Annotated in this window: 19 protein-coding genes and 1 riboswitch; of the genes, 15 read left to right on the forward strand and 4 right to left on the reverse strand. The window is 74.4% G+C overall.

From position 1 onward, the window contains the following. Window positions 1-2: 2 nt before the first annotated feature. Window positions 3-1274, reverse strand: a complete 1272-nt coding sequence (locus HKK73_RS18120) for an NYN domain-containing protein (RefSeq protein ID WP_137281288.1) — start codon at window positions 1272-1274, stop codon at window positions 3-5. 82 nt (window positions 1275-1356) lie between these two features. Between HKK73_RS18120 and HKK73_RS18125 the strand changes: the two genes are divergently transcribed. Genes HKK73_RS18125 through HKK73_RS18135 form a run of 3 tightly spaced genes read left to right on the forward strand, consistent with a single transcriptional unit; the run spans window position 1357 to window position 3875 of the window. After that, window positions 1357-2685, forward strand: a complete 1329-nt coding sequence (locus tag HKK73_RS18125; protein ID WP_171468570.1) for an MFS transporter — start codon at window positions 1357-1359, stop codon at window positions 2683-2685. Continuing rightward, complete coding sequence (locus HKK73_RS18130) at window positions 2682-3269, forward strand: sugar O-acetyltransferase (protein ID WP_061268962.1); 588 nt, start codon at window positions 2682-2684, stop codon at window positions 3267-3269. The genes HKK73_RS18125 and HKK73_RS18130 overlap by 4 nt, the downstream gene beginning before the upstream one ends. Before the next feature lie 3 nt (window positions 3270-3272). Then, the gene (locus HKK73_RS18135; RefSeq protein ID WP_085387039.1) at window positions 3273-3875 is read left to right on the forward strand and encodes a TetR/AcrR family transcriptional regulator; all 603 of its coding nucleotides are present in this window, start codon (window positions 3273-3275) and stop codon (window positions 3873-3875) included. Here HKK73_RS18135 and HKK73_RS18140 read toward each other — a convergent pair. After that, entirely contained in the window at window positions 3835-4416 is a 582-nt protein-coding gene (locus HKK73_RS18140; RefSeq protein WP_009863291.1) for a GNAT family N-acetyltransferase, read from the reverse strand. The two genes, HKK73_RS18135 and HKK73_RS18140, sit on opposite strands and share 41 nt — an antisense overlap. A gap of 169 nt (window positions 4417-4585) precedes the next feature. Here HKK73_RS18140 and HKK73_RS18145 point away from each other — a divergent pair, with 169 nt between their 5' ends. From HKK73_RS18145 to HKK73_RS18170, 6 genes are all read left to right on the forward strand, one after another. Further along, window positions 4586-6883, forward strand: a complete 2298-nt coding sequence (locus HKK73_RS18145; RefSeq protein ID WP_021481587.1) for a carbon starvation CstA family protein — start codon at window positions 4586-4588, stop codon at window positions 6881-6883. Further along, window positions 6880-7146 carry a YbdD/YjiX family protein gene (locus HKK73_RS19390; RefSeq protein WP_074803792.1) on the forward strand — a complete coding sequence of 89 codons (267 nt, stop codon included), beginning with the start codon at window positions 6880-6882 and terminating at the stop codon, window positions 7144-7146. Before HKK73_RS18145 ends, HKK73_RS19390 begins: the two co-directional genes overlap by 4 nt. A gap of 18 nt (window positions 7147-7164) precedes the next feature. Continuing rightward, on the forward strand, window positions 7165-7626 hold the full coding sequence (locus tag HKK73_RS18155; protein WP_085387038.1) for a hypothetical protein: 462 nt from the start codon (window positions 7165-7167) through the stop codon (window positions 7624-7626). A gap of 4 nt (window positions 7627-7630) precedes the next feature. Then, a complete protein-coding gene (locus HKK73_RS18160; RefSeq protein ID WP_171468571.1) occupies window positions 7631-8149 on the forward strand; it encodes a hypothetical protein in 519 nt (172 codons plus the stop codon). A gap of 341 nt (window positions 8150-8490) precedes the next feature. Continuing rightward, window positions 8491-9153, forward strand: a complete 663-nt coding sequence (locus HKK73_RS18165; protein WP_171468572.1) for a hypothetical protein — start codon at window positions 8491-8493, stop codon at window positions 9151-9153. 29 nt (window positions 9154-9182) lie between these two features. After that, window positions 9183-9803, forward strand: coding sequence for a hypothetical protein (locus HKK73_RS18170; RefSeq protein WP_171468573.1), 621 nt, complete (start codon window positions 9183-9185; stop codon window positions 9801-9803). Here HKK73_RS18170 and HKK73_RS18175 read toward each other — a convergent pair. Beyond that, on the reverse strand, window positions 9781-10707 hold the full coding sequence (locus tag HKK73_RS18175; protein ID WP_085387034.1) for a siderophore-interacting protein: 927 nt from the start codon (window positions 10705-10707) through the stop codon (window positions 9781-9783). The two genes, HKK73_RS18170 and HKK73_RS18175, sit on opposite strands and share 23 nt — an antisense overlap. Beyond that, window positions 10694-11659, reverse strand: coding sequence for an ABC transporter substrate-binding protein (locus tag HKK73_RS18180; RefSeq protein ID WP_253705705.1), 966 nt, complete (start codon window positions 11657-11659; stop codon window positions 10694-10696). Before HKK73_RS18180 ends, HKK73_RS18175 begins: the two co-directional genes overlap by 14 nt. An 85-nt stretch (window positions 11660-11744) precedes the next feature. Here HKK73_RS18180 and HKK73_RS18185 point away from each other — a divergent pair, with 85 nt between their 5' ends. From HKK73_RS18185 to metE, 6 genes are all read left to right on the forward strand, one after another. Further along, on the forward strand, window positions 11745-12917 hold the full coding sequence (locus HKK73_RS18185; protein ID WP_034653820.1) for a sensor histidine kinase: 1173 nt from the start codon (window positions 11745-11747) through the stop codon (window positions 12915-12917). A gap of 59 nt (window positions 12918-12976) precedes the next feature. Further along, the gene (locus tag HKK73_RS18190; protein ID WP_253705975.1) at window positions 12977-13786 is read left to right on the forward strand and encodes a LytTR family DNA-binding domain-containing protein; all 810 of its coding nucleotides are present in this window, start codon (window positions 12977-12979) and stop codon (window positions 13784-13786) included. Continuing rightward, window positions 13783-14238, forward strand: coding sequence for a heavy metal transporter (locus tag HKK73_RS18195; RefSeq protein ID WP_171468574.1), 456 nt, complete (start codon window positions 13783-13785; stop codon window positions 14236-14238). Before HKK73_RS18190 ends, HKK73_RS18195 begins: the two co-directional genes overlap by 4 nt. Then, a complete protein-coding gene (locus HKK73_RS18200; protein WP_076404247.1) occupies window positions 14235-15758 on the forward strand; it encodes a cation acetate symporter in 1524 nt (507 codons plus the stop codon). Before HKK73_RS18195 ends, HKK73_RS18200 begins: the two co-directional genes overlap by 4 nt. Window positions 15759-15969: 211 nt before the next feature. Further along, window positions 15970-16072, forward strand: a riboswitch (SAM riboswitch). Window positions 16073-16077: 5 nt separating this feature from the next. Then, window positions 16078-17139: a methylenetetrahydrofolate reductase gene (locus HKK73_RS18205; RefSeq protein WP_043655337.1), complete on the forward strand. Its 1062-nt coding sequence runs from the start codon at window positions 16078-16080 to the stop codon at window positions 17137-17139. A 32-nt stretch (window positions 17140-17171) separates the two neighbouring features. Further along, window positions 17172-19655 (forward strand): 5-methyltetrahydropteroyltriglutamate--homocysteine S-methyltransferase, encoded by a 2484-nt coding sequence (gene metE, locus HKK73_RS18210; protein WP_171468575.1) that lies wholly within the window; start codon window positions 17172-17174, stop codon window positions 19653-19655. Window positions 19656-19689 lie beyond the last annotated feature (34 nt).

Below are 19689 nucleotides of genomic sequence, written 5' to 3' on the forward strand. Positions count from 1 at the left end.
CGTCAGGCGACCGTCACGCGGTAGTCGTCGGCGTCGTCGTCCCAGGCGAGGTCGACGGCGCCGGCGGCCTGCGCCGCCTTGCAGAACTGCAGGAACCCGCGGTACCCGAGCGCCTTCTCGCTGAAGTCGGGGCGCTTCTTGCGGATCGCGTTCTTCAGCCCGGACAGGACCGTCGAGCCGCCCTCCTCACGGACCACGTCGCGCACGAGCGCGAACGCCTGGTCCGTGTCGCCCTGCGCGGGCAGCGACACCTCCGGGTCGCCCGTCGCGGGGCCGGGCGCGAGCTCCACGAAGCTCCGGTCGGCGAGGAACCGCAGGAACTCGCCGAAGTTGCGGAACCCGTAGTCCGCCTCGCTGAACGTCGGGTCCTTGCGCAGCAGCGTGCGCTTGAGCACCGACGCAGTGACCGGGCCGCTCGTGGACGCCTCGAGGTCGGCCAGGGTCTGCGCGACGCGCACCTCCATGGGGACGTCCTCGCCCGACGGCGCGTCGTCGTCGGCCTCGGAGGTCGTCGCGACGAGCGCGGGCTCGTCGGCCGGCTGCTCGACGGGCGTCGTCTCGCCGTCGACCTCGGCGTTCTCGGTCACGACGGGCTCGCCCCGGCGCGACGAGCGCCCGACGGCCTCGCCGAGCTCCGCGAGCGCCGCGGCGGCCGGGGTCTCGACCTCCGGCTCGGCGATCTCGGTCGCCTTGCGGCGCCCGGACGTGCGGCCGCCGGTGCGCTTCGCCTTCGCGCCACCGGACGTCGTCCCGGCGCGCCCACCGCGGACCGAGCGAGGCTCCGGCTCGTCGGGGACGTCGACACCCTCGAGCCGGTCGTAGAACAGGAACTCGTCGCACGCGGGCGGCAGGAGGCGGGACGTCGACTTCTCGACGCCGACGCCGATGACGCGCTTGTTCAGCTCGCGCAGCTTGTGGACGAGCGGGGAGAAGTCGCTGTCCCCCGTGCACATGACGAACGTCGAGATGTAGTCGCGCTCGAACGCCATCTCGATCGCGTCGACGACCATCTTGATGTCGGCGGCGTTCTTGCGGGACGCCCCCATGCGCTGGGGCATCTCGATGAGCTCGACCTGGTGGCGCGTGAGCGAGCGGCGGTCCTCGTCGAAGTACGACCAGTCCGCGTACGCCCGCCGCACGACGACGCGCCCGCGCACGGCGAGCGCGTCGGCGATCGGGCCGAAGTCGAACGTCATGCCGCCCAGGTGCTCGCGCGCCCCGAGCGCGAGGTTCTCGTAGTCGATGAAGACGGCCAGTCGCTCCTCGGTGTCCATGCCCGCCAGCCTAGGCGCAGACCACGGCCCCGACCCCGCGGGGATGTGTACGGTCGTACACATCGTGTGTACGATCGTCCGCATGCCGCCCCCCATCCTCGCGGGCCCGGCGCCGGACGTCCGGCGTGCGCGGGTCGCCGTCGCCGCGCTGTTCCTCACCAACGGCGCGCTGTTCGCGAACCTCGTGCCGCGGTACCCCGAGATCAAGGCCGGGCTCGACCTGGGCAACGCCACGTACGGGCTCGCCGTCGCGGCGTTCCCCGCGGGGGCCATCACCGCCGGGCTCGCCGCCGCGGCGCTCGTCCGCCGGTTCGGGTCGGCGCGCGTCGCCGTCGCCGGCACCGTGCTCACCGCGGCCGGGCTGCTGCTCGCGGGCCTGGCGCCCGCCCTGCCGCTGCTCGTCGTCGCGCTGTTCGCGGCGGGGGCGATGGACGCGTTCACCGACGTCGCGCAGAACGCGCACGGCTTGCGCGTGCAGCGCCGGTACGGCCGCTCGATCATCAACGGCTTCCATGCGCTGTGGTCGGTCGGCGCCGTCGTGGGCGGCGGGATGGCGGCCGCCGCCATCGCGCTCGGCCTGCCCCTCGGCGTCCACCTCGCGATCACGGGCGCGCTCTTCGCGGTGGTCGCGCTCGTCGCGCTGCGCTGGTGCCTGCCCGGGCTCGACGGCGAGGCGCCCGACGCCGTCGCGGCGGAGGCCGCCGCGACCGAGGCCGGGGCGGGTGCCCCGCCCGGTGCGCCCGCGAGCGCGACGCCCGCAGGGGCCGGCGCAGCACTCGCGCGCGCGTCCCGCGCCCGCACGGCCGCCGTCCTCGCCGCGCTCGTGCTCGTCGCCGTCGCGGGCACCCTCGTCGAGGACGCGGGCAGCACGTGGGCCGCGGTCTACCTGTCCGGGTCGCTCGGCGCCCCCGCGACGCTCGCCGCCGCCGGCTTCGTCGCGCTCGTCGGCGCCCAGTTCGTCGGGCGCCTCGTCGGGGACCGCCTCGTGGACCGCTTCGGTCAGCGCGCCGTCGCCCGGACCGGGGGTGCGCTCGTCGCGCTCGGCACGGGCCTCGCGCTCGCGTTCCCCTCCGTGCCCGGCACCATCGCCGGGTTCGCCGCCGCCGGGTTCGGTGTCGCAACCCTCGTCCCGGCCGCGATGCAGCAGGCGGACGAGCTCCCCGGGCTGCGCGCGGGCACGGGTCTCACGCTCGTCTCGTGGCTCATGCGGCTCGGGTTCCTCCTGTCGCCGCCGATCGTCGGGCTCGTCGCCGACGCCACGAGCCTGCGGACCGGCCTGCTCGTGCTCCCGCTCGCGGGCGTCGTCGTCGTGCTGCTCGCCGGCGTCCTCGCACCGCGCCGCGCCACCAGCTCGCCGCACCACCCCTCCCCCCACGACCGCACCCTCGAGTACCAGGAGACCAGCGCATGACCACCGACTACTTCGCCGGCGACGACCGCACCAGCTACGAGCGCATGGCCGCGGGCGACCTCTACGTCGCCGACGACCCGGAGATCGCGCGCGGCGTCCAGCGCGGCCTGCGCCTCGTCGACGCCTACCACCGGGCGGTGCTCGACGGCGACGACGACGGCGCCCGCGCGATCCTCACGGACCTGCTCGGCTCGCTCGGCGAGGGCGCGTCGGTGAAGCCCCCGCTCGCGGTGGACTTCGGCAGCAACGTGCACCTCGGCGACCGGACGTTCGTCAACTCCGGGCTCACCGCGCTCGACGTCGCGGCGATCACCATCGGCGACGACTGCCTCCTCGGGCCGAACGTCCAGCTCCTCACCCCCACGCACCCCGTCGACCCCCAGCCGCGGCGCGACAAGCTCGAGGCCGCCGAGCCCATCACGCTCGGCGACAACGTGTGGCTCGGCGGCGGCGTCATCGTGTGCCCGGGCGTGACGATCGGCGACAACACCGTCGTGGGCGCGGGGTCCGTCGTCACGCGCGACCTGCCCGCGAACGTCGTGGCCGTCGGCAACCCGGCGCGCGTGATCCGCGAGAACATCTGACCCGTGACCGAGACCCCCGCGCCTCCCGGCCCGACGGGCCGCGCGCGCCGCCACGACCCGGAGCGCCGCGACCGCATCATCGACGCGTGCCTCGACGTGATCGCGGAGCACGGGGTCGAAGGGACCTCGCACCGGCGCGTCGCGGCGGCGGCCGACGTCCCGCTCGGCTCCATGACGTACCACTTCGCCGGGATGGACGACCTGCTGCGCGAGGCGTTCGGCCGGTTCACGCGCGAGGCCGCCGCGCAGTTCGAGCGCCGCATGGGCGACGCGCGCACGCCCGAGGAGGCCGTCCAGGCCGTCACGACGCTCATCACGCACGACGTCTTCGCGACGCAGCGCGACCTCGTCCTGTCGCACGAGCTCTACACGCTCGCGGCGCGGGACCCGGCCTACCGGACGCTCACCAACGACTGGATGCGTCGCAGCCGCGCCGCGCTGGGCCGCCACTTCGACCCCGCGACGTGCCGCGTGCTCGACGCGTTCATCGAGGGCATGACGATCCACCGCGCGCTCGACACCGAGCCGCACGACGACGTCGACGTCCTCGGTGCGGTCCGCCGCCTCACGCGGGTCGGGCCGCCCGTGCCCCCTCCGCCGCGGTGACGTCGAACAGCTCGCACGTCACGCCGTAGTACGCGTCGGTCCTGCCGCGGGGGGTCATGCCGATCCGTCGGCACACCGCCTGGGACGCCGCGTTGTCGGGGTGCGTCACGGCGACGACCCGGTCGAGGCCCCGCGCGAACGCGTGCGCGAGGACGGCCGAGGCCGCCTCCGACGCATACCCGCGGCCCCACGCGGCGGGGTGGAAGTGCCACCCGATCTCCGTGTCGCCGGACGGCTGCAGCGGGTCGCCCGTGCCCGACGCCGGGATCGACTTGAGCAGGATGGTCCCCACGGGCGCGCCGTCGGGCAGACCGGCGCCGTCGTCCTCGCGCGGGACGACCGCCCAGACGCCGTGCGTGCCGTCGTCGACCTCCGCCCACGCGGCGACGCGCGCGAGCGCCTCGTCCCGGTGCTCCAGGACGCGCGGCGTCGTCCCGACGTACCGCATCACGTCCCAGCGGGAGTAGATGTCGAGGACGGCGTCGGCGTCGTCGGGCTGCCAGGGGCGGAGGGTCAGTCGGGGCGTCGTCAGCGTCTGCACCGCCCCAGGCTACGAGGCGCGCGCAACCTTCTTCCCGCGCCGTTCGTCGCACACCGACCACCGTTCGTCGCACACCTCGACCGCCCGCCGCCGTGACGTGGATCACGGTCCGCCGCGGTTCCTAGCCTTCCGTGGTCGGACCGCAACGACGCGACCCTGGAGAGGCTCGATGACGACAGACACCCGCGCGGCGCGGAACGCCGCGGACGACGACCCGGAGATCGTGCCGGACCCGTCCCTGCCCCCCACCGCGGTGCCCGAGGAGCTTCCCGGGGCACAGGCGCGCACCCGCTGGACGCCCCAGAAGATCGCCCTGTGGGCCGCGATCTCCCTGCTCGGCGGCATCGCGTGGGTCATGCTCGCGGTCGTCCGCGGCGAGACCGTGAACGCGATCTGGTTCGTGTTCGCCGCCGTGTGCACGTACCTCATCGGGTACCGCTTCTACTCCAAGGTCATCGAGCGCTACATCACGCGCCCCGACGACCGCCGCGCCACGCCCGCCGAGGCCCGCGAGGACGGCAAGGACTACGTCCCGACCGACCGGCACGTGCTGTTCGGCCACCACTTCGCCGCGATCGCCGGGGCGGGCCCGCTCGTCGGCCCGGTGCTCGCCGCCCAGATGGGCTACCTGCCCGGCACGATCTGGATCATCGTCGGCGTCGTGCTCGCCGGCGCGGTGCAGGACTACCTCGTCCTGTTCTTCTCCATGCGCCGCGGCGGGCGGACCATCGGCCAGATGGCGCGTCAGGAGCTCGGCCGCGTGGGCGGCACCGCCGCGATCGTCGCGTCGCTGCTCATCATGATCATCATCGTCGCGATCCTCGCGCTCGTCGTCGTCAACGCGCTCGGCGAGAGCCCGTGGGGCGTGTTCTCCGTGTCGATGACGATCCCCATCGCGCTGTTCATGGGCGTGTACCTGCGGTACATCCGGCCCGGGAAGATCACCGAGGTCTCGGTCATCGGCTTCGTGCTGCTGCTCGCCGCGATCGTCGGCGGCGGCTGGATCGCGGACACCGCGTGGGGCGCCGAGCTCTTCCACCTCGACCGCACGACGATCGCGGTCGGCGTCATCGTGTACGGCTTCGTCGCCGCCGTCCTGCCCGTGTGGCTCCTGCTCGCGCCCCGCGACTACCTCTCGACGTTCATGAAGGTCGGCGTCATCGTCGTCCTCGCGGTCGCGGTGATCGTCGTGCGGCCCGAGATCACGGTGCCCGCGATCAGCGAGTTCGCGAGCGGCGAGACGGGCCCGGTCGTGTCCGGGGCGTTGTTCCCGTTCCTCTTCGTCACCATCGCGTGCGGCGCGCTGTCCGGCTTCCACGCGCTCATCGCGTCGGGCACGACGCCGAAGCTCGTCGAGAAGGAGCGCCAGACGCGCTTCATCGGCTACGGCGGCATGCTCATGGAGTCGTTCGTCGCGATCATGGCGCTCGTCGCCGCGATCTCCATCGACCGCGGCATCTACTTCGCGATGAACTCGTCCGCCGCCGCCACGGGCGGCACGGTCGAGGGCGCGGTCGCGTTCGTCAACGGGCTCGGCCTCATGGGCGTCAACCTCACGCCGGACATGCTCACGTCGACCGCGGAGGCCGTCGGGGAGCCGTCGATCGTGTCCCGCACGGGCGGTGCCCCGACGCTCGCGCTCGGCCTCGCGCACATCATGCAGCAGCTCGTGGGCGGCACCGCGATGATGGGCTTCTGGTACCACTTCGCCATCATGTTCGAGGCGCTGTTCATCCTCACCGCCGTCGACGCCGGCACGCGCGTCGCGCGGTTCATGCTCCAGGACACCCTCGGCAACGTGTCGCCGAAGTTCCGCGACGTCACGTGGCGGCCAGGCGTGTGGTTGTGCACCGCGATCATGGTCGCCGGGTGGGGCAGCATCCTCTACCTCGGCGTCACCGACCCGCTCGGCGGGATCAACACGTTCTTCCCGCTGTTCGGCATCGCGAACCAGCTCCTCGCGGCCATCGCGCTCGCCGTCGTGCTGGCAATCGTCGCCAAGCGCGGGCGCAGCTACCAGCGCTGGCTGTGGATCGTCGCGGCGCCGCTCGCGTTCACCGCGGTCATCACCATCTGGGCGTCGATCGAGAAGATCTTCTCCCCCGTCCCCGCGGTCGGGTACTGGGCCAACCACAACGCGTTCAAGGACGCGCTCGCCGCCGGCGAGACGTCGTTCGGAACCGCCGGCTCGGTCGAGGCGATGGAGGCGGTCGTCCGCAACACGTTCGTCCAGGGCACGCTCTCGATCGTGTTCGTCGTCCTCGCGATCGTCGTCATCGTCGCGTCGGTCCTCGTGACCGCGAAGGCGCTGCGCGACGGCGGCGGCGCCAACCACGAGGACCCGCCCGTCGCGTCGCGCCGGTTCGCCCCGGCCGACCTGTTCGCGACGAAGGCCGAGAAGGCGATCCAGAAGGAGTGGGCGGCGCTGCCGCCCGAGAAGCGCCCTGCCGCGACGGGGCACCGGTGACGGTGCGGCAGGGGACGCAGGGTCCCGCCACGACGGTCCGCGCGACCGTCGTGGCGGGGCTCCGCAGTGCCGCGACCCGCGTGCACGACGGCGCGGCCCACGTCCGCTGGTACGTGCGGCAGGTGATGGGCGACGACGCGTACGCGACCTACGCCGCGCACCAGCGCGCGGTGCACCCGGGCGGCGTCGTCATGACCGAGCGCGAGTTCTGGCGCATGCGGCACGCCGAGCAGGACGCCAACCCGGGGTCGCGCTGCTGCTGACGGCCTAGGCTCGGCGCCGTGCTCCGCGTCCCCCTCGACCTGCTCCTGCCGCGGGTCTCCGTCGCCGACGTCCGGCAGCGCGCCGCGGAGCTGCCCCGCCGCGGGCAGGAGGTCCGGGTCCGCGTGCGCGACGACGTGCTCGTCGCCCGCCGCTGGGCCCCCGGCGCGCACGCGAGCGGGCACAGCGTGCTGCGCGCCCGGCTCACCGAGGAGCCCGACGGCGTCCGCGTGCGCGGGACGGTCGCCCCGAGCGTGCTGGACCTCGTGCTGGTAGCGATCTGGCTCGCCGCAGCCGCCGGGATCGCGACGCTCGGCGCCGTCTACCAGAACGGGGTCGCGTGGCTCGTCGCGCTCCTCCCCCTCACCTTCGGCGCGGTCTTCGCCGCCTGGCTGCCCGGGGCCGCACGGTCCGGTCACGACGTGCTGCTGCGGGCGCTCGCCGCCCTCGGCGAGGGGCCCGACCTCCGCGGGCTACGGTGACGGCGTGGCCCGCCCTCCCGTCGGCATCACGTCCGACCCGCCGCGGGGGACGTTCTCCGCGTGCACCCTCGCGCTCGCCACCGACCCCGTGACGGCGGCCGGGTGGGTCGCCGCCGCGTTCGGCGCGCTGCGCTGGAAGCGCCGGGCGTCCGACGTCGCGCACCGCGAGGGCGCGTCGTTGTGGGAGGTCGGGGGCGCGGCCCGTGCGTTCTTCCTCGACGACCTCGACGTGCTCCGCCTCGTCACCCCGCGTGCGGCGGCGTTCTTCTCCCACGGGCGGGCCGTCGCGACGGTCCAGCCCGACGCCGCCGCGCACCGCACCGTCGTCATGCTCTCCCTCGTCGAGGGCCAGCTCTCCTGCCGCGAGAGCTTCGGCGCCGTCGCGCGGCACCTGCACGAGGCCGCGGTCCGCGCCGGGGCTCTCCCGCCCCACGACGTCCCGGTGTGGACGAGCGCCTACGACCTGCCGGCCGGCTCCCCCGGCCACCCGCGGTCGCGCAAGCGCCTCTTCCGCAGCTCCTAAAACCGGCCCGACGGCATGGGGCCGAGTACCCGAGTTCACCGCGCTTGCAGCACCACGCGACTCGCCCGCCCGTCGAGCACGACCCTGCTCGCTCCCGCGGACGGCTACAGTGCCGCTGGAGCGACAGGTGGGAGAGCGGGTCTGAGATCGACGAGCGCAGGAACGGCTGGGCAGGGCCCGCACGTCGGGCAGCGGACGCTGTGTCCTGTGTGGCAGCACGGATCTCGAACGAGCCTTGCCGCTCTCGGGCACTCCGCCCGAGAGCCATCCCGCCCGTCCCGAACAGCACCAGGGCGCGCCGAGAGCCGAGCGACGACGAGGCCAGAAGCAGGGGAGAGACAGTGAACACGAAGGCCACGAAGATCCTGGCGGTCGCGACGACCATCGCGCTGGGCTTCACCCTCACGGCGTGCACGCCGGACGACCAGCCGACTCCGGCCCCGAGTGCGTCGCCGACCGTGACGGACGGCTCGTCCTCGACTCCGGGTGGTTCCGGCGGTACGGGCACGAAGCAGGAGGTGCCAACCTTCGCCGCCGGTGACGTCATCACCGCGGACCAGGTCGACGCGCTGCCCGAGACCCAGGGCGCGGTCACGCTGTCGAGCGGCGAGACCGTGGTCGTGGATAAGGACGAGCGTCTCCCCGATGTCGTGCTGAACGACGTGGCCGCTCCTTTCCTGGCAGCCGGCCTGGAAAACCCCACTGCCGCGAACGCCGCAGCGGTAGACACCGTCTTCCCCAAGATCCAAGAGGTCAAGGCAGCATCCGACCGTACCGTGGTGATCGTCAAGGAGTCGGGGTCTTACGACGTCAACAACAACTTGGAGTACACGTTCTGGGCCACGCTGTTCGTCGGCGAGCCCAAAAACATCGTCATCACGGACCAGAAGTCCAACCCGACGGCCAACCAGCACCCCACTTCCGAGGCTGCCGTGGCGTACGCCGAGAACGTGATCTCCCGCACCAAATATGACGAGCGGTACGACATCGTCGTAGCTCAGTAGACGGTCGGTGCCGTGGGACGATTCCGAGCGTGACGGAGCTGACCTTGCACGACGACGCCAAGCGCCGCGTGGTGCGCGCCAACCTCACGTTCGCCGCGGTCCTCGTGCCGATCCTCGGGCTCACGGCGGTCTCCCTGGGGATCAGCACGCGCAACCTCGCCCTCGCGCTCGGGTACGCGTGCGTCGTGCTCGCGATGATCCCGCTGACGTACGTGCTCGCGCGCCGCTTCACCGACCGCTCCCGCGTCACGTTCGGCGACGGGTCGGTGACGGTCCAGGGCTGGGGCCGGCCGCGGCGGTTCACGGTGGCCGAGATCGAGCGCGTCGTCACGGTCGACAGCATGGGGTTCGGGGGCATGACGCCGACGCACCACCTCATCGTCGTGGGGCCGACGAAGCGCCTCGCCCTGCTCGTCGGGCAGATGTGGGACCGCGACCAGCTCTCGGCCGTCGCGCTCGACCTCGCGCACCGCGGCGTCCCGCTCAACCCGGTCCACCAGCCGGTCACGCCCGTGCAGCTGCGGGCGATGGACCCCCGGCTCGTGCCGTGGCGTCAGGCGCACCCGGTCGCGCTGGGCCTGTTCGTCGGGCTCGGGGTGCTGCTGTTCTTCCTGGTCGCGTTCGTCGTCATGGTCGCGTTCCTCGTCTGACCGTCGCGTCCGGCCGGGCGCGGTCGTGCCAGTAGCCCTGCGCGTGCACGCGCGACCGCGCCACGCCCGCCGCGACGAGCTCGGCCCGGACGCGCGCGACCGTGGCGCTCTCCGTCGCGCACCACGCGTAGAAGCCGTCGCCCGCGGAGGCCGCGGACCGGCCGTGCACGGCGGCCCAGTCGCGGACGGCGCCCAGCACCGCCCGCTCGGCGCCGCGGCGTCGCAGGCGGGGCACGTGCTCGACGCGCACGGTCGCGGGCACGTCCCCGAGCGGGGCGTCCGCCGGGTCGTCGGCCTCGACGAGCACGTGGGCCCGGACGTCAGGGCCGAGGCTCGCGAGGATCCCGCGCACCGCGGGCGCGGACGTCTCGTCCGCGACGAGGAGCACGTGCCCGACGGCGGGTCCCGGGTCCCACTGCGTGCCATGGTCGGTCACGCCGAACCGCGCGTGCGGCGCGGACAGCAGGACGCGGTCCCCGACCGCCGCCCGCCGCGCCCAGGCGCTCGCCGGGCCGGCGGGCTCGTGCAGGTACAGGTCGAGGTCGACCTCCGCGACCTCCGGGCGCACGGCCACGGGCGTGTACGAGCGCATGACGGGGCGCACGTCGTCGTCGAGCGCGGACCACTCGCGGCGCCACGTGCTCTCGTCCGCGAGGCGCGCCCGGCGCGCGAGGCGGTCCGCGCCCGGCCCCGGGAGCAGGATCTTCACGCGCTGGTCGAGCCCGACGTCGGCGCACCCGGCGAGGTCCGGCCCGGCGAGCGTCACGCGCACGAGGCGCGGGCCGACGTCGTGCACGCGCGCGACCGTCGTCGGGAAGAGCACGTTGGGCGACCGGTGGAACCGGCACCCGGCCGGGCTCCCGGCGGTCGCCGGGGGCCCGGCCGCCGCGTCAGGAGCCGGCACGGTCCTGCAGGAAGCGCTCGACGTCGTCGAGCACGGCCTGCCCGCCGAGCGGCCCGACGCCGCTGATCCAGGACGACTGGTCCACGACGCGCACGTCGGGGAAGGACGCGGCGTTGAGCGGGATCTCCGCGGGGACCGCGGACGCGTCGTCGGGGTCGGCGGCCGAGACGAGCACGAGGTCGGCGGCGGCCTCGGTCACGCGCTCCGGGGACAGGTCCACGGAGATGTCCTCGCCCCACTCCTGCTCCGGCGTCGCGAACCCGACGCACTCGAGCGTGCTGCCCGCGAACGACCGCGGCCCGTACGCGGACACGATGCCGTCGCGCGGACGCAGGAGCTGCGCCGTCCCGGAGACGTCGTAGTCCTCCTGGAGCTGGGCGCACCGCGCGTCGTAGGCGTCGAGCAGGGCCTGGGCGTCCGACTCCCGGCCGAGCGCGCGCCCGACGAGGAGCACGTTCTCCTGCCACGGGTCGGTCTGGGTCGCCATGAAGACGGTCGGCGCGACGCTCGCGAGCTGGTCGTACAGGTCGGAGTGGCGCGACTCCGTACCGAGGATGAGGTCCGGCTCGAGCGCCGCGATGGCCTCCAGATTCGGCTCGGGCACGGTGCCGACGACCTCGATCGCCTGCGCCTCCTCGCCGAGGTACGCGGGCACGCCCGCCTCGACGCTCAGCACGGCGGCGCCCACGGGGACGACGCCGAGCGCGACGGCGGTGTCCGTCTCGACGGGCTCGAGCGTCACGACGCGCTGCGGCGCCGCGTCGAGCTCGGCGGTACCCCGCGCGTGCTCGACGGCGTACCCCGTCGCGGTGTCGTCCGGCGCCGGCGCGCCGGTCGCCGCGGGCTCGGGGTCGGACGAGCACGCCGCGAGGAGGGTCGCGGCGAGCACGAGGGCGGTGGTGGTGACGCTGCGGCGCACGCGCGGGCTCGACGTGGTCCGGGAGATCGGCACAGGAGGTTCCTCCGTCGTGGGATAGGGTCGCCTAACCTTACCTGCCCACCGAGGCGGGTGACGCCGCGCTGGATACGATCACTGCATGTCCGGGCCCGTGTTCGCCGGCGCCGCCGCCGGTCTCGTCGTGGGCGTCCTGCTCACCCTCGGGCTCGTGCTCGCCTGGCGGCTCGCGCGCGGGTCGCGCGAGCTCGGGAGCGACTCCGACCGGGCGACGTTCCGCACCCTCCACCTAGCGTCGCGCGCCGCGACGCACCTGCGCGACGGGCTCGACGGCGACGACGTCGGCCGCGCGGCCCGCTCCCTGCGCCAGCTCCTCGGCGCCGACGCGCTCGCCGTCGTCACGGCGGACGGCGCGGTCGCCCTCGACGGGAGCTCGACGCTCGAGCCCGACGCGCGGCGCGTCGCCGAGCGCGTCCTCGCGACGGGACGGCGCCACGTCGAGAGCGGCGACGTCGAGGACGCCGTCGGGGCGCCCGTCGTCGCGGGCGGGCGCGTCGCCGGCGTCGTCGTGGCGTTCGCCGACACCGTGCGGCCACCGCTCGTGCGCGCGACGGGCGAGGTGGCGCAGTGGTGCGCGGCGCAGCTCGAGCTCGCCGAGCTGGAGGCGTCGCGCACGGCGCTCGCGCAGGCCGAGCTCCGCGCGCTGCGCGCCCAGATCAGCCCGCACTTCGTCTACAACGCGCTCGGTGCCATCGCGTCGTTCATCAGCACCGACCCCGAGCGGGCGCGCGACCTCGTGCTCGACTTCGCCGACTTCACGCGCTACTCGTTCCGCGGGCGCGGCGACTTCACGACCCTCGCCGACGAGCTGCGCTCGATCCACTCCTACGTCGAGCTCGAGCGCGCCCGGTTCGGCGAGCGCCTCGCCGTCACCCTGCAGATCGCGCCGGAGTCGCTGACGGCCGTCATCCCCTTCCTCTCCGTGCAGCCCCTCGTCGAGAACGCCGTGCGCCACGGCCTGGAGCCGCGCGAGCACGGCGGGACGATCGTCATCACCGCGCGCGACGAGGGCACCCAGACGGAGATCACGGTCGAGGACGACGGCGTCGGCATGGACCCGGCCGTCGTGCGTGAGCTCCTCACGTCGCGCGACACGACGCACGTGGGCCTGCGCAACGTCGACACGCGCGTCCGCCAGCTCTACGGCGACGACCACGCGCTCGACATCGAGACCGCGCCCGGCTCGGGCACGCTCGTGCGGCTGCGCGTCCCGCGGTCGCAGCCGCTGCACGAGACGGAGGTGAGCGTGCCGTGACCACCCCGGACCCGGCTCCGGCCGGCGGTCTCCCCGGCGGGGCGGGCGACGCCGTCGGGCTGGACGTGCTCGTCGCCGACGACGAGCGGCCCGTGCTCGACGAGCTCGTGGGCCTGCTCCGCCGCGACCCGCGCGTCCGCACCGTGCGCGGGGTCGCGAGCGGCTCCGAGGCGCTGCGCGAGCTCTCGTCGCGCACGGTGGACGCGGCGTTCCTCGACATCCACATGCCGGGGCTGACCGGCCTCGACCTCGCCCGCGCGCTCTCCCGGTTCGCCGACCGCCCGGCGGTCGTGTTCGTGACCGCCGACGAGGCGCGCGCGCTGGAGGCGTTCGACGTCGAGGCCGTCGACTACGTGCTCAAGCCCGTGCGGCGCGAGCGGCTCACGCGCGCGGTCGACCGCGTCGTCGAACGGGTCGCGGAGCGCACCGCGGCGGGGCGCACCCCCGCGACCGACGCGGCGGCACCGTCCGCGAGCGCCGCCGCTCCACCGCCGGTTGCCGGCGACCCGGCGGGCGGTGCGGCCCCGGCCGAGGAGACGCTCGTCGTGACGGTCGGCACGACGACGCGGCTCGTCCGGCGCAGCGCGGTGCGGTGGGTGCAGGCGCAGGGCGACTACTCCCGGCTCGTGACGGACACCGAGCAGTTCCTCGTGCGCGAGCCGCTCTCCGACCTCGAGGAGCGGTGGGCGCCCGCGGGGTTCCTGCGCGTGCACCGGTCGTACCTCGTGGACCGCGCGGCCGTGACCGCGGCGCGGTTCGGCGGGGCGCAGCCCGCGCTCGTCGTCGCCGGGCACGAGGTCCCGGTGAGCCGCCGCATGGTGCCCGCCGTGCGCGAGGCGCTCCTCGGGCCGCACCGGGGCGCGCCGTGACGGGCACCGACCCGCGTCGGGACGCGCGCGTGCGCGTCCGGTCCACCGACCTCCCCGCGGCGCGCGCCGGCCGCGGCGAGGGTGCCGGCCCGGAGGGCGGGGCGCCGTCGGGCACGACACGGACCGGTGAGCCGGACGACGCCGCGACCGCCTACACGCGCGGGCTCGTGCGGGCCCAGCTCCGGCTCGGGCTGGCGTGCGTGGCGTCGTTCCTCGCGGTCGTCACGCTGCTCACGGTGACGATGAGCGGCGTGCCCGCGCTGGACGACGTCGTGCTGCTCGGCGTGCCGCTGCCGTGGCTCGTGCACGCGTACGGCTTCTACCCGGTGATCGTCGCGTTCGCGGTCGTGTTCGCGGTCGCGGCGGCGCGCAACGAGCGCCGGTACCGCGCGCTCGCCGAGGGCACGGGCGCGCCCGACGAGCCCGGCCCCGACGACGGCGGTGCGCCGTGACCAGCGCGCTGCCCCTCGTCGCGATCGCGCTGCTCCTCCTCGCGACCGGCCTCATCGGGTTCTACGGCCTGCGGATCTCGCGCACCACGAGCGACTTCTTCGTCGCGTCGCGCACCGTGCGGCCGGTCTGGAACGCGTCGGCGATCAGCGGCGAGTACCTGTCCGCGGGCACGTTCCTCGGGCTCTCGGGCCTCGTGCTGCTGTCCGGCGCGGAGGCGTTCTGGTTCCCCGTGGGGTACGCGGCGGGCTACCTGCTCGTCCTGCTGTTCGTCGCGGGCCCCCTGCGGCGCAGCGGCGCGTACACGATCCCCGACTTCGTGCACGCCCGGCTCGACTCCGTGGTCGCGCGCCGCGTGACGAGCGTGCTCGTGCTCGTCATCGGGTGGCTCTACGTGGTGCCGCAGCTCCACGGGGCGGCGCTCGTCATCACGAGCGTGGCCGCGGTGCCGCCGTGGGTCGGCTCGGTGGGGATCGCGGTCGTGGTGAGCGCCGTCGTCGCCGCGGGCGGGATGCGCTCCATCACGTTCGTCCAGGCGTTCCAGTTCTGGGTCAAGCTCACCGCGCTCGCGGTGCCGCTCGTCTTCGTGCTCATGGCGCTCGGCGGGGCGTTCGAGCCCGGCGGCGCCGTCGTCACGTTCGACCCCGCCGCCGTGTTCCCCCACGAGGCCGGGCCGGGCGGCCTCGACGCGTACGCCACCGTCTCGCTCCTGCTCGCCCTCCTGCTCGGCACGACCGGCCTGCCGCACGTCCTCGTGCGCTTCTACACCTCGCCCGACGGCGGCTCGGCCCGCCGCACGACCGTCGTCGTGCTCGTCATGATCAGCGTGTTCTACATGGTGTCGAGCACGCTCGGGCTCGTGGCGCGGGTCGTCGCGCCCGACCTCGCGGCGCCCGGGGTGGCGGACACCGTCGTCCTCACGCTGCCGACCCGCCTCGTGCCCGGGCTCGGCGGCGAGCTCCTCGCCGCGCTCGTCGTCGCCGGGGCGTTCGCCGCGTTCCTCGGGACGTCGTCGGGGCTCGTGGTCGCTCTGGCGGGCGTCGTGAGCCAGGACCTGTTCGGCGGCACCGTGCGGTCCTTCCGCTGGTCGGCGGTCGCGTGCACGCTCATCCCGCTCGCGTTCGCGCTCGTCACCATCCCGCAGGGCCTCGTGACGAGCGTCGGGACGGTGTTCGTCTTCGCCGCGTCGGCCCTGTCCCCCGTGATCCTGCTCGGCGTGTGGTGGCGCGGCCTCACCGCGCGCGGCGCGGTGGCGGGCATGGTCGTGGGCGCCGTCCTGTGCGCGACGGCGCTGCTCGCGTCGTCCGCGCTCGTCGCCGCGGGGTACGGGAGCCCGTCCGGCGGCACGGCCGACGGCGTCCCTGGCGTCGTGCGCGCCCTGCTCGCCCAGCCCGCCGCCTGGACCATCCCGCTCGCGACGGCGACCGTCGTCGTCGTGTCGCTCCTCGACCGGCGCGGGCCGCCGCTGCGCACCGACCGGTTCCTCCGCCGCCTGCACGTGCCCGAGCGCCGGAGGGCCTGAGACCTGCAAGGCCGACGACGACCCGTCGCCATGGTCGGTGTCTGGGACCTCGCTCGAGCACCTGAAATCTGTAGCGTAGGAAACCTGAAATTCGTAGCGTAGAGAGCCTGAGATCCGTAGCGCGGGGCGCCGCTACGCCTCCGGCCGATCCCTCCGCATCTCACCTGGCGGGCGCTCTCGACCGCATGTCGGATGGGTCGTAGGATCGTGCCAACCATCCAGAGCGGTCGAGAGTCCTGGCTCGACGACACCGCAGCAACCCGCCGACGGAAGCCTCCCGAGGACAAAGGTGCTAACGCCAGGGTCGATGGAGTGACGCATGACCTCAGAGGCATCCTTCGCGCACCGTCCGGGCCGTCCTCGGCCGACGGTGTCGTTCGAGCTCATGCCCCCGCGCCGACCGGACGCGGCCCCGAAGTTCTGGGAGACGGCACGCCGTCTCGTCGCGACGCACCCCGACTTCGTGTCCGTGACGTACGGCGCCGCGGGCACCGACCGCGCGACCGCGCGCCAGGTCGTCGGACGCCTGCTCCAGGGCACGCCCGTGCTGCCGATCGCACACCTCACGTGCGTCGGGGCGTCGCGCGAGGACGTGGAGTCGGTCATCACCGACTTCCTCGACGAGGGCGTGCGGAGCTTCCTCGCGCTGCGGGGCGACCCGCCGCGCGACCAGCCGGACTGGCAGCCCGCGCCCGACGGCGTCCGGTCGTCGACCGAGCTCGTCGCGCTGCTGCGCGAGGTCGAGGCGTCGCGCTGCGCGTCCGACCCCGCCGTCGCGCTGCGCGGCGCAGCCCGGCCGCTGACGATCGCCGTCGCGACGTTCTGCGACGGGAACCCCGCCGCCGGCACGACGCGCACCCAGGAGGTGCGCCGCCTCTGGCAGAAGCAGCAGGCCGGCGCGAGCTTCGCGATCACGCAGCTCTTCTACGACGCGTCGTCGTACACCGACTTCGTCGCCGAGGCCCGCGCGGCCGGCGTGACGATCCCCATCCTCGCCGGGCTGCTGCCCACGACGGAGCCCGCGCGGCTCCGTCGCGTCGAGGAGCTCACGGGCGTGCGCGCGCCCCAGCACCTGCTGGACGCGCTCGACGCCCTGCCCGACCCGGAGGCGCAGCACGCCTACGGGATCGCGTACTCGGTCGACCTCGCGCAGCGCGTCCTCGACGCGGGCACGCCCGGTCTGCACGTGTACACGTTCAACAAGCACCGCGCCGCTCTTGACCTGCTCGAGGGTGTCCACCTCGGCGGCGGGTCGGTCGGGACCGGGGGCGGCGCCAGCGCCGCCGCCGCCCCGCTCGTCCCGGACCTGGCCAGCGGGCCGTGGGTCACCGGCACCTCCCTGCCCACGACGAGCGCCGCCACGCACGGCGCGCCCGTCTGACCGGTCCTCCGGACCAGCAAGAGGTTTCGATCATGGCCACTTCCGTACCCTCCCCTACCCAGAACCCGGTCGGTTTCCCCGCCGGCACCGTGCTCGGCTACCCGCGCATCGGTCGCCGCCGCGAGCTGAAGAAGGCCGTCGAGGCGTTCTGGGCCGGCAAGACCTCGGCCGAGGAGCTCGAGGCCACGGCCCGCGAGCTGCGCCTCGCGACCGTCCGCCGGCTCGTCGACCTCGGCCTCGGCGCCGACGACGCGTCCGTCCCCGGCTCGTTCTCCTTCTACGACCAGGTGCTCGACGTCGCCGCCTCCCTCGGGGCGGTCCCGTCGCGGTTCGCGTCGCTGACCGACGACGCGGGCCGCCTCGACCTCGCGGGCTACTTCACCGTGGCGCGCGGCCAGGGGGACGACGCCCCGCTCGAGATGACCAAGTGGTTCGACACGAACTACCACTACCTGGTCCCCGAGATCGGCCCGGACACCCCGATCCGCTTCGTCGACGACCGCGTCGTGCGCGAGTTCGTCGAGGCGAAGGAGGCCGGTGTCGTGACGCGGCCCGTCGTCGTCGGGCCGGTCACGTTCCTCGCGCTGTCCAAGGCCGCGGACGACGCGCCCGCCGGGTACTCGCCGCTCGACCGCCTCGACGACGTCGTCGCCGCCTACGCCGACCTGCTGCGCGCGCTCGCCGCGGCGGGGGCGCCGTGGGTCCAGCTCGACGAGCCGATCCTCGTCACCGACTCGGTCGACGTGCCGTTCACCGAGCTCGCCGCCGCCGTGGGGTCCGCGTACCGCGCCCTCGCGACCGACCTCCGCCCGGTGCCGAGCCCGGGGTCTTCGGCGGCCTCGTCCGCAAACCCGGCGGCAACCCCTGGTTCGGCGCAGGACGCGCGGCCCGCGATCCTCGTCGCCACGCCGTTCGGCGGGCTGGAGACGTCGCCGGACGGCGACGGCGCGACCTTCGACTTCCTGGCGACCCTCGCGGGCACGGACGTCGAAGCGATCGCGATCGACGCCGTCCGTGCGGACCTTCCGGACTCGCCCTACGACGACCTCCTGACGAAGACGCTCGTCGTCGGCGCGATCGACGGGCACAACGTGTGGCGCGCCGACCTCTCGGCAAAGCTCGACACGCTGACCGCCGCGCGCAGCCTCGGTGCGGGCGCGGTCGCCGTCGGCACGTCGACGTCGCTGCTGCACGTGCCGCACGACGTCGAGGACGAGACGTTCGCCGAGCCCGGCACGGCGTCGGGCACGACGCTCGACCCGCGCCTGCGCGACTGGCTCGCGTTCGCGGACCAGAAGGTCGGCGAGGTCGCGACGCTCGCCCGCGCGCTGACCGAGGGTCGCGACGCCGTCGCGGAGGAGATCGAGGCGTCCCGCGCGGCGGTGGCGTCGCGCGCGGAGGCGAGCGGCGTCGTCGTGCCCGCGGTGCGCGAGCGTGCGGCCGCGCTGACCGACGCGGACTTCGCGCGCGGTGACTACGCCGAGCGTGCGGCCGCGCAGCAGGAGCGCCTGAACCTGCCGCCGCTGCCCACGACGACGATCGGCTCGTTCCCGCAGACGCCGGAGATCCGCCGCGCCCGCGCGCTGTGGACGAAGGGCGAGCTGTCGGACGCGGACTACACGACCGCGATGCGTGAGGAGATCGCGCGCGTCGTCGCGATCCAGGAGGAGCTGGGCCTCGACGTCCTCGTGCACGGCGAGCCCGAGCGCAACGACATGGTGCAGTACTTCGCGGAGCACCTCGACGGGTTCGCGGTCACGGCGAACGGCTGGGTGCAGTCGTACGGGTCGCGCTGCGTGCGCCCGCCGATCCTGTGGGGCGACGTGACGCGGCCCGCGCCGATCACGGTCGAGTGGTCCGCGTACACGGCGTCGCTCACCGAGAAGCCCGTCAAGGGCATGCTCACCGGGCCCGTGACGATCCTCGCGTGGTCGTTCGTGCGCGACGACCAGCCTCTCGGCGACACGGCGAACCAGGTGGGCCTCGCGCTGCGCGACGAGATCGCGGACCTCGAGGCCGCCGGCATCGGGATCGTCCAGGTCGACGAGCCCGCGCTGCGCGAGCTCCTGCCGCTGCGCCGCGCGGACCAGCCGGCGTACCTCGACTGGTCCGTCGGGTCGTTCCGGCTCGCGACGTCGGGCGTGGAGGCGGCGACGCAGATCCACACGCACCTGTGCTACTCGGAGTTCGGCGAGGTCATCGGCGCGATCGACGGCCTCGACGCCGACGTGACGTCGGTCGAGGCGGCGCGCTCGCGCATGGAGATCGTGCCGGAGCTGCGCGACGCCGGGTACTCGCGCGGCATCGGGCCGGGCGTCTACGACATCCACAGCCCGCGCGTGCCCTCGACGGAGGAGGTCACCGAGCTGCTGGAGCTCGCCGTGAAGTCGATCGACCCGCGCGTCGTCTGGGTCAACCCCGACTGCGGCCTGAAGACCCGCCGCTACGAGGAGACCGTGCCGTCGCTCGAGCACCTCGTCACCGCGGCGAAGGCCGTCCGGGCCACGCTCGGCTGACCCCGGAGACGCCGGAGGCCGGGTCCCGTCAGGA

The sequence above is a fragment of the Cellulosimicrobium sp. 72-3 genome, assembly GCF_013127315.1.
Taxonomy (GTDB): domain Bacteria; phylum Actinomycetota; class Actinomycetes; order Actinomycetales; family Cellulomonadaceae; genus Cellulosimicrobium; species Cellulosimicrobium funkei.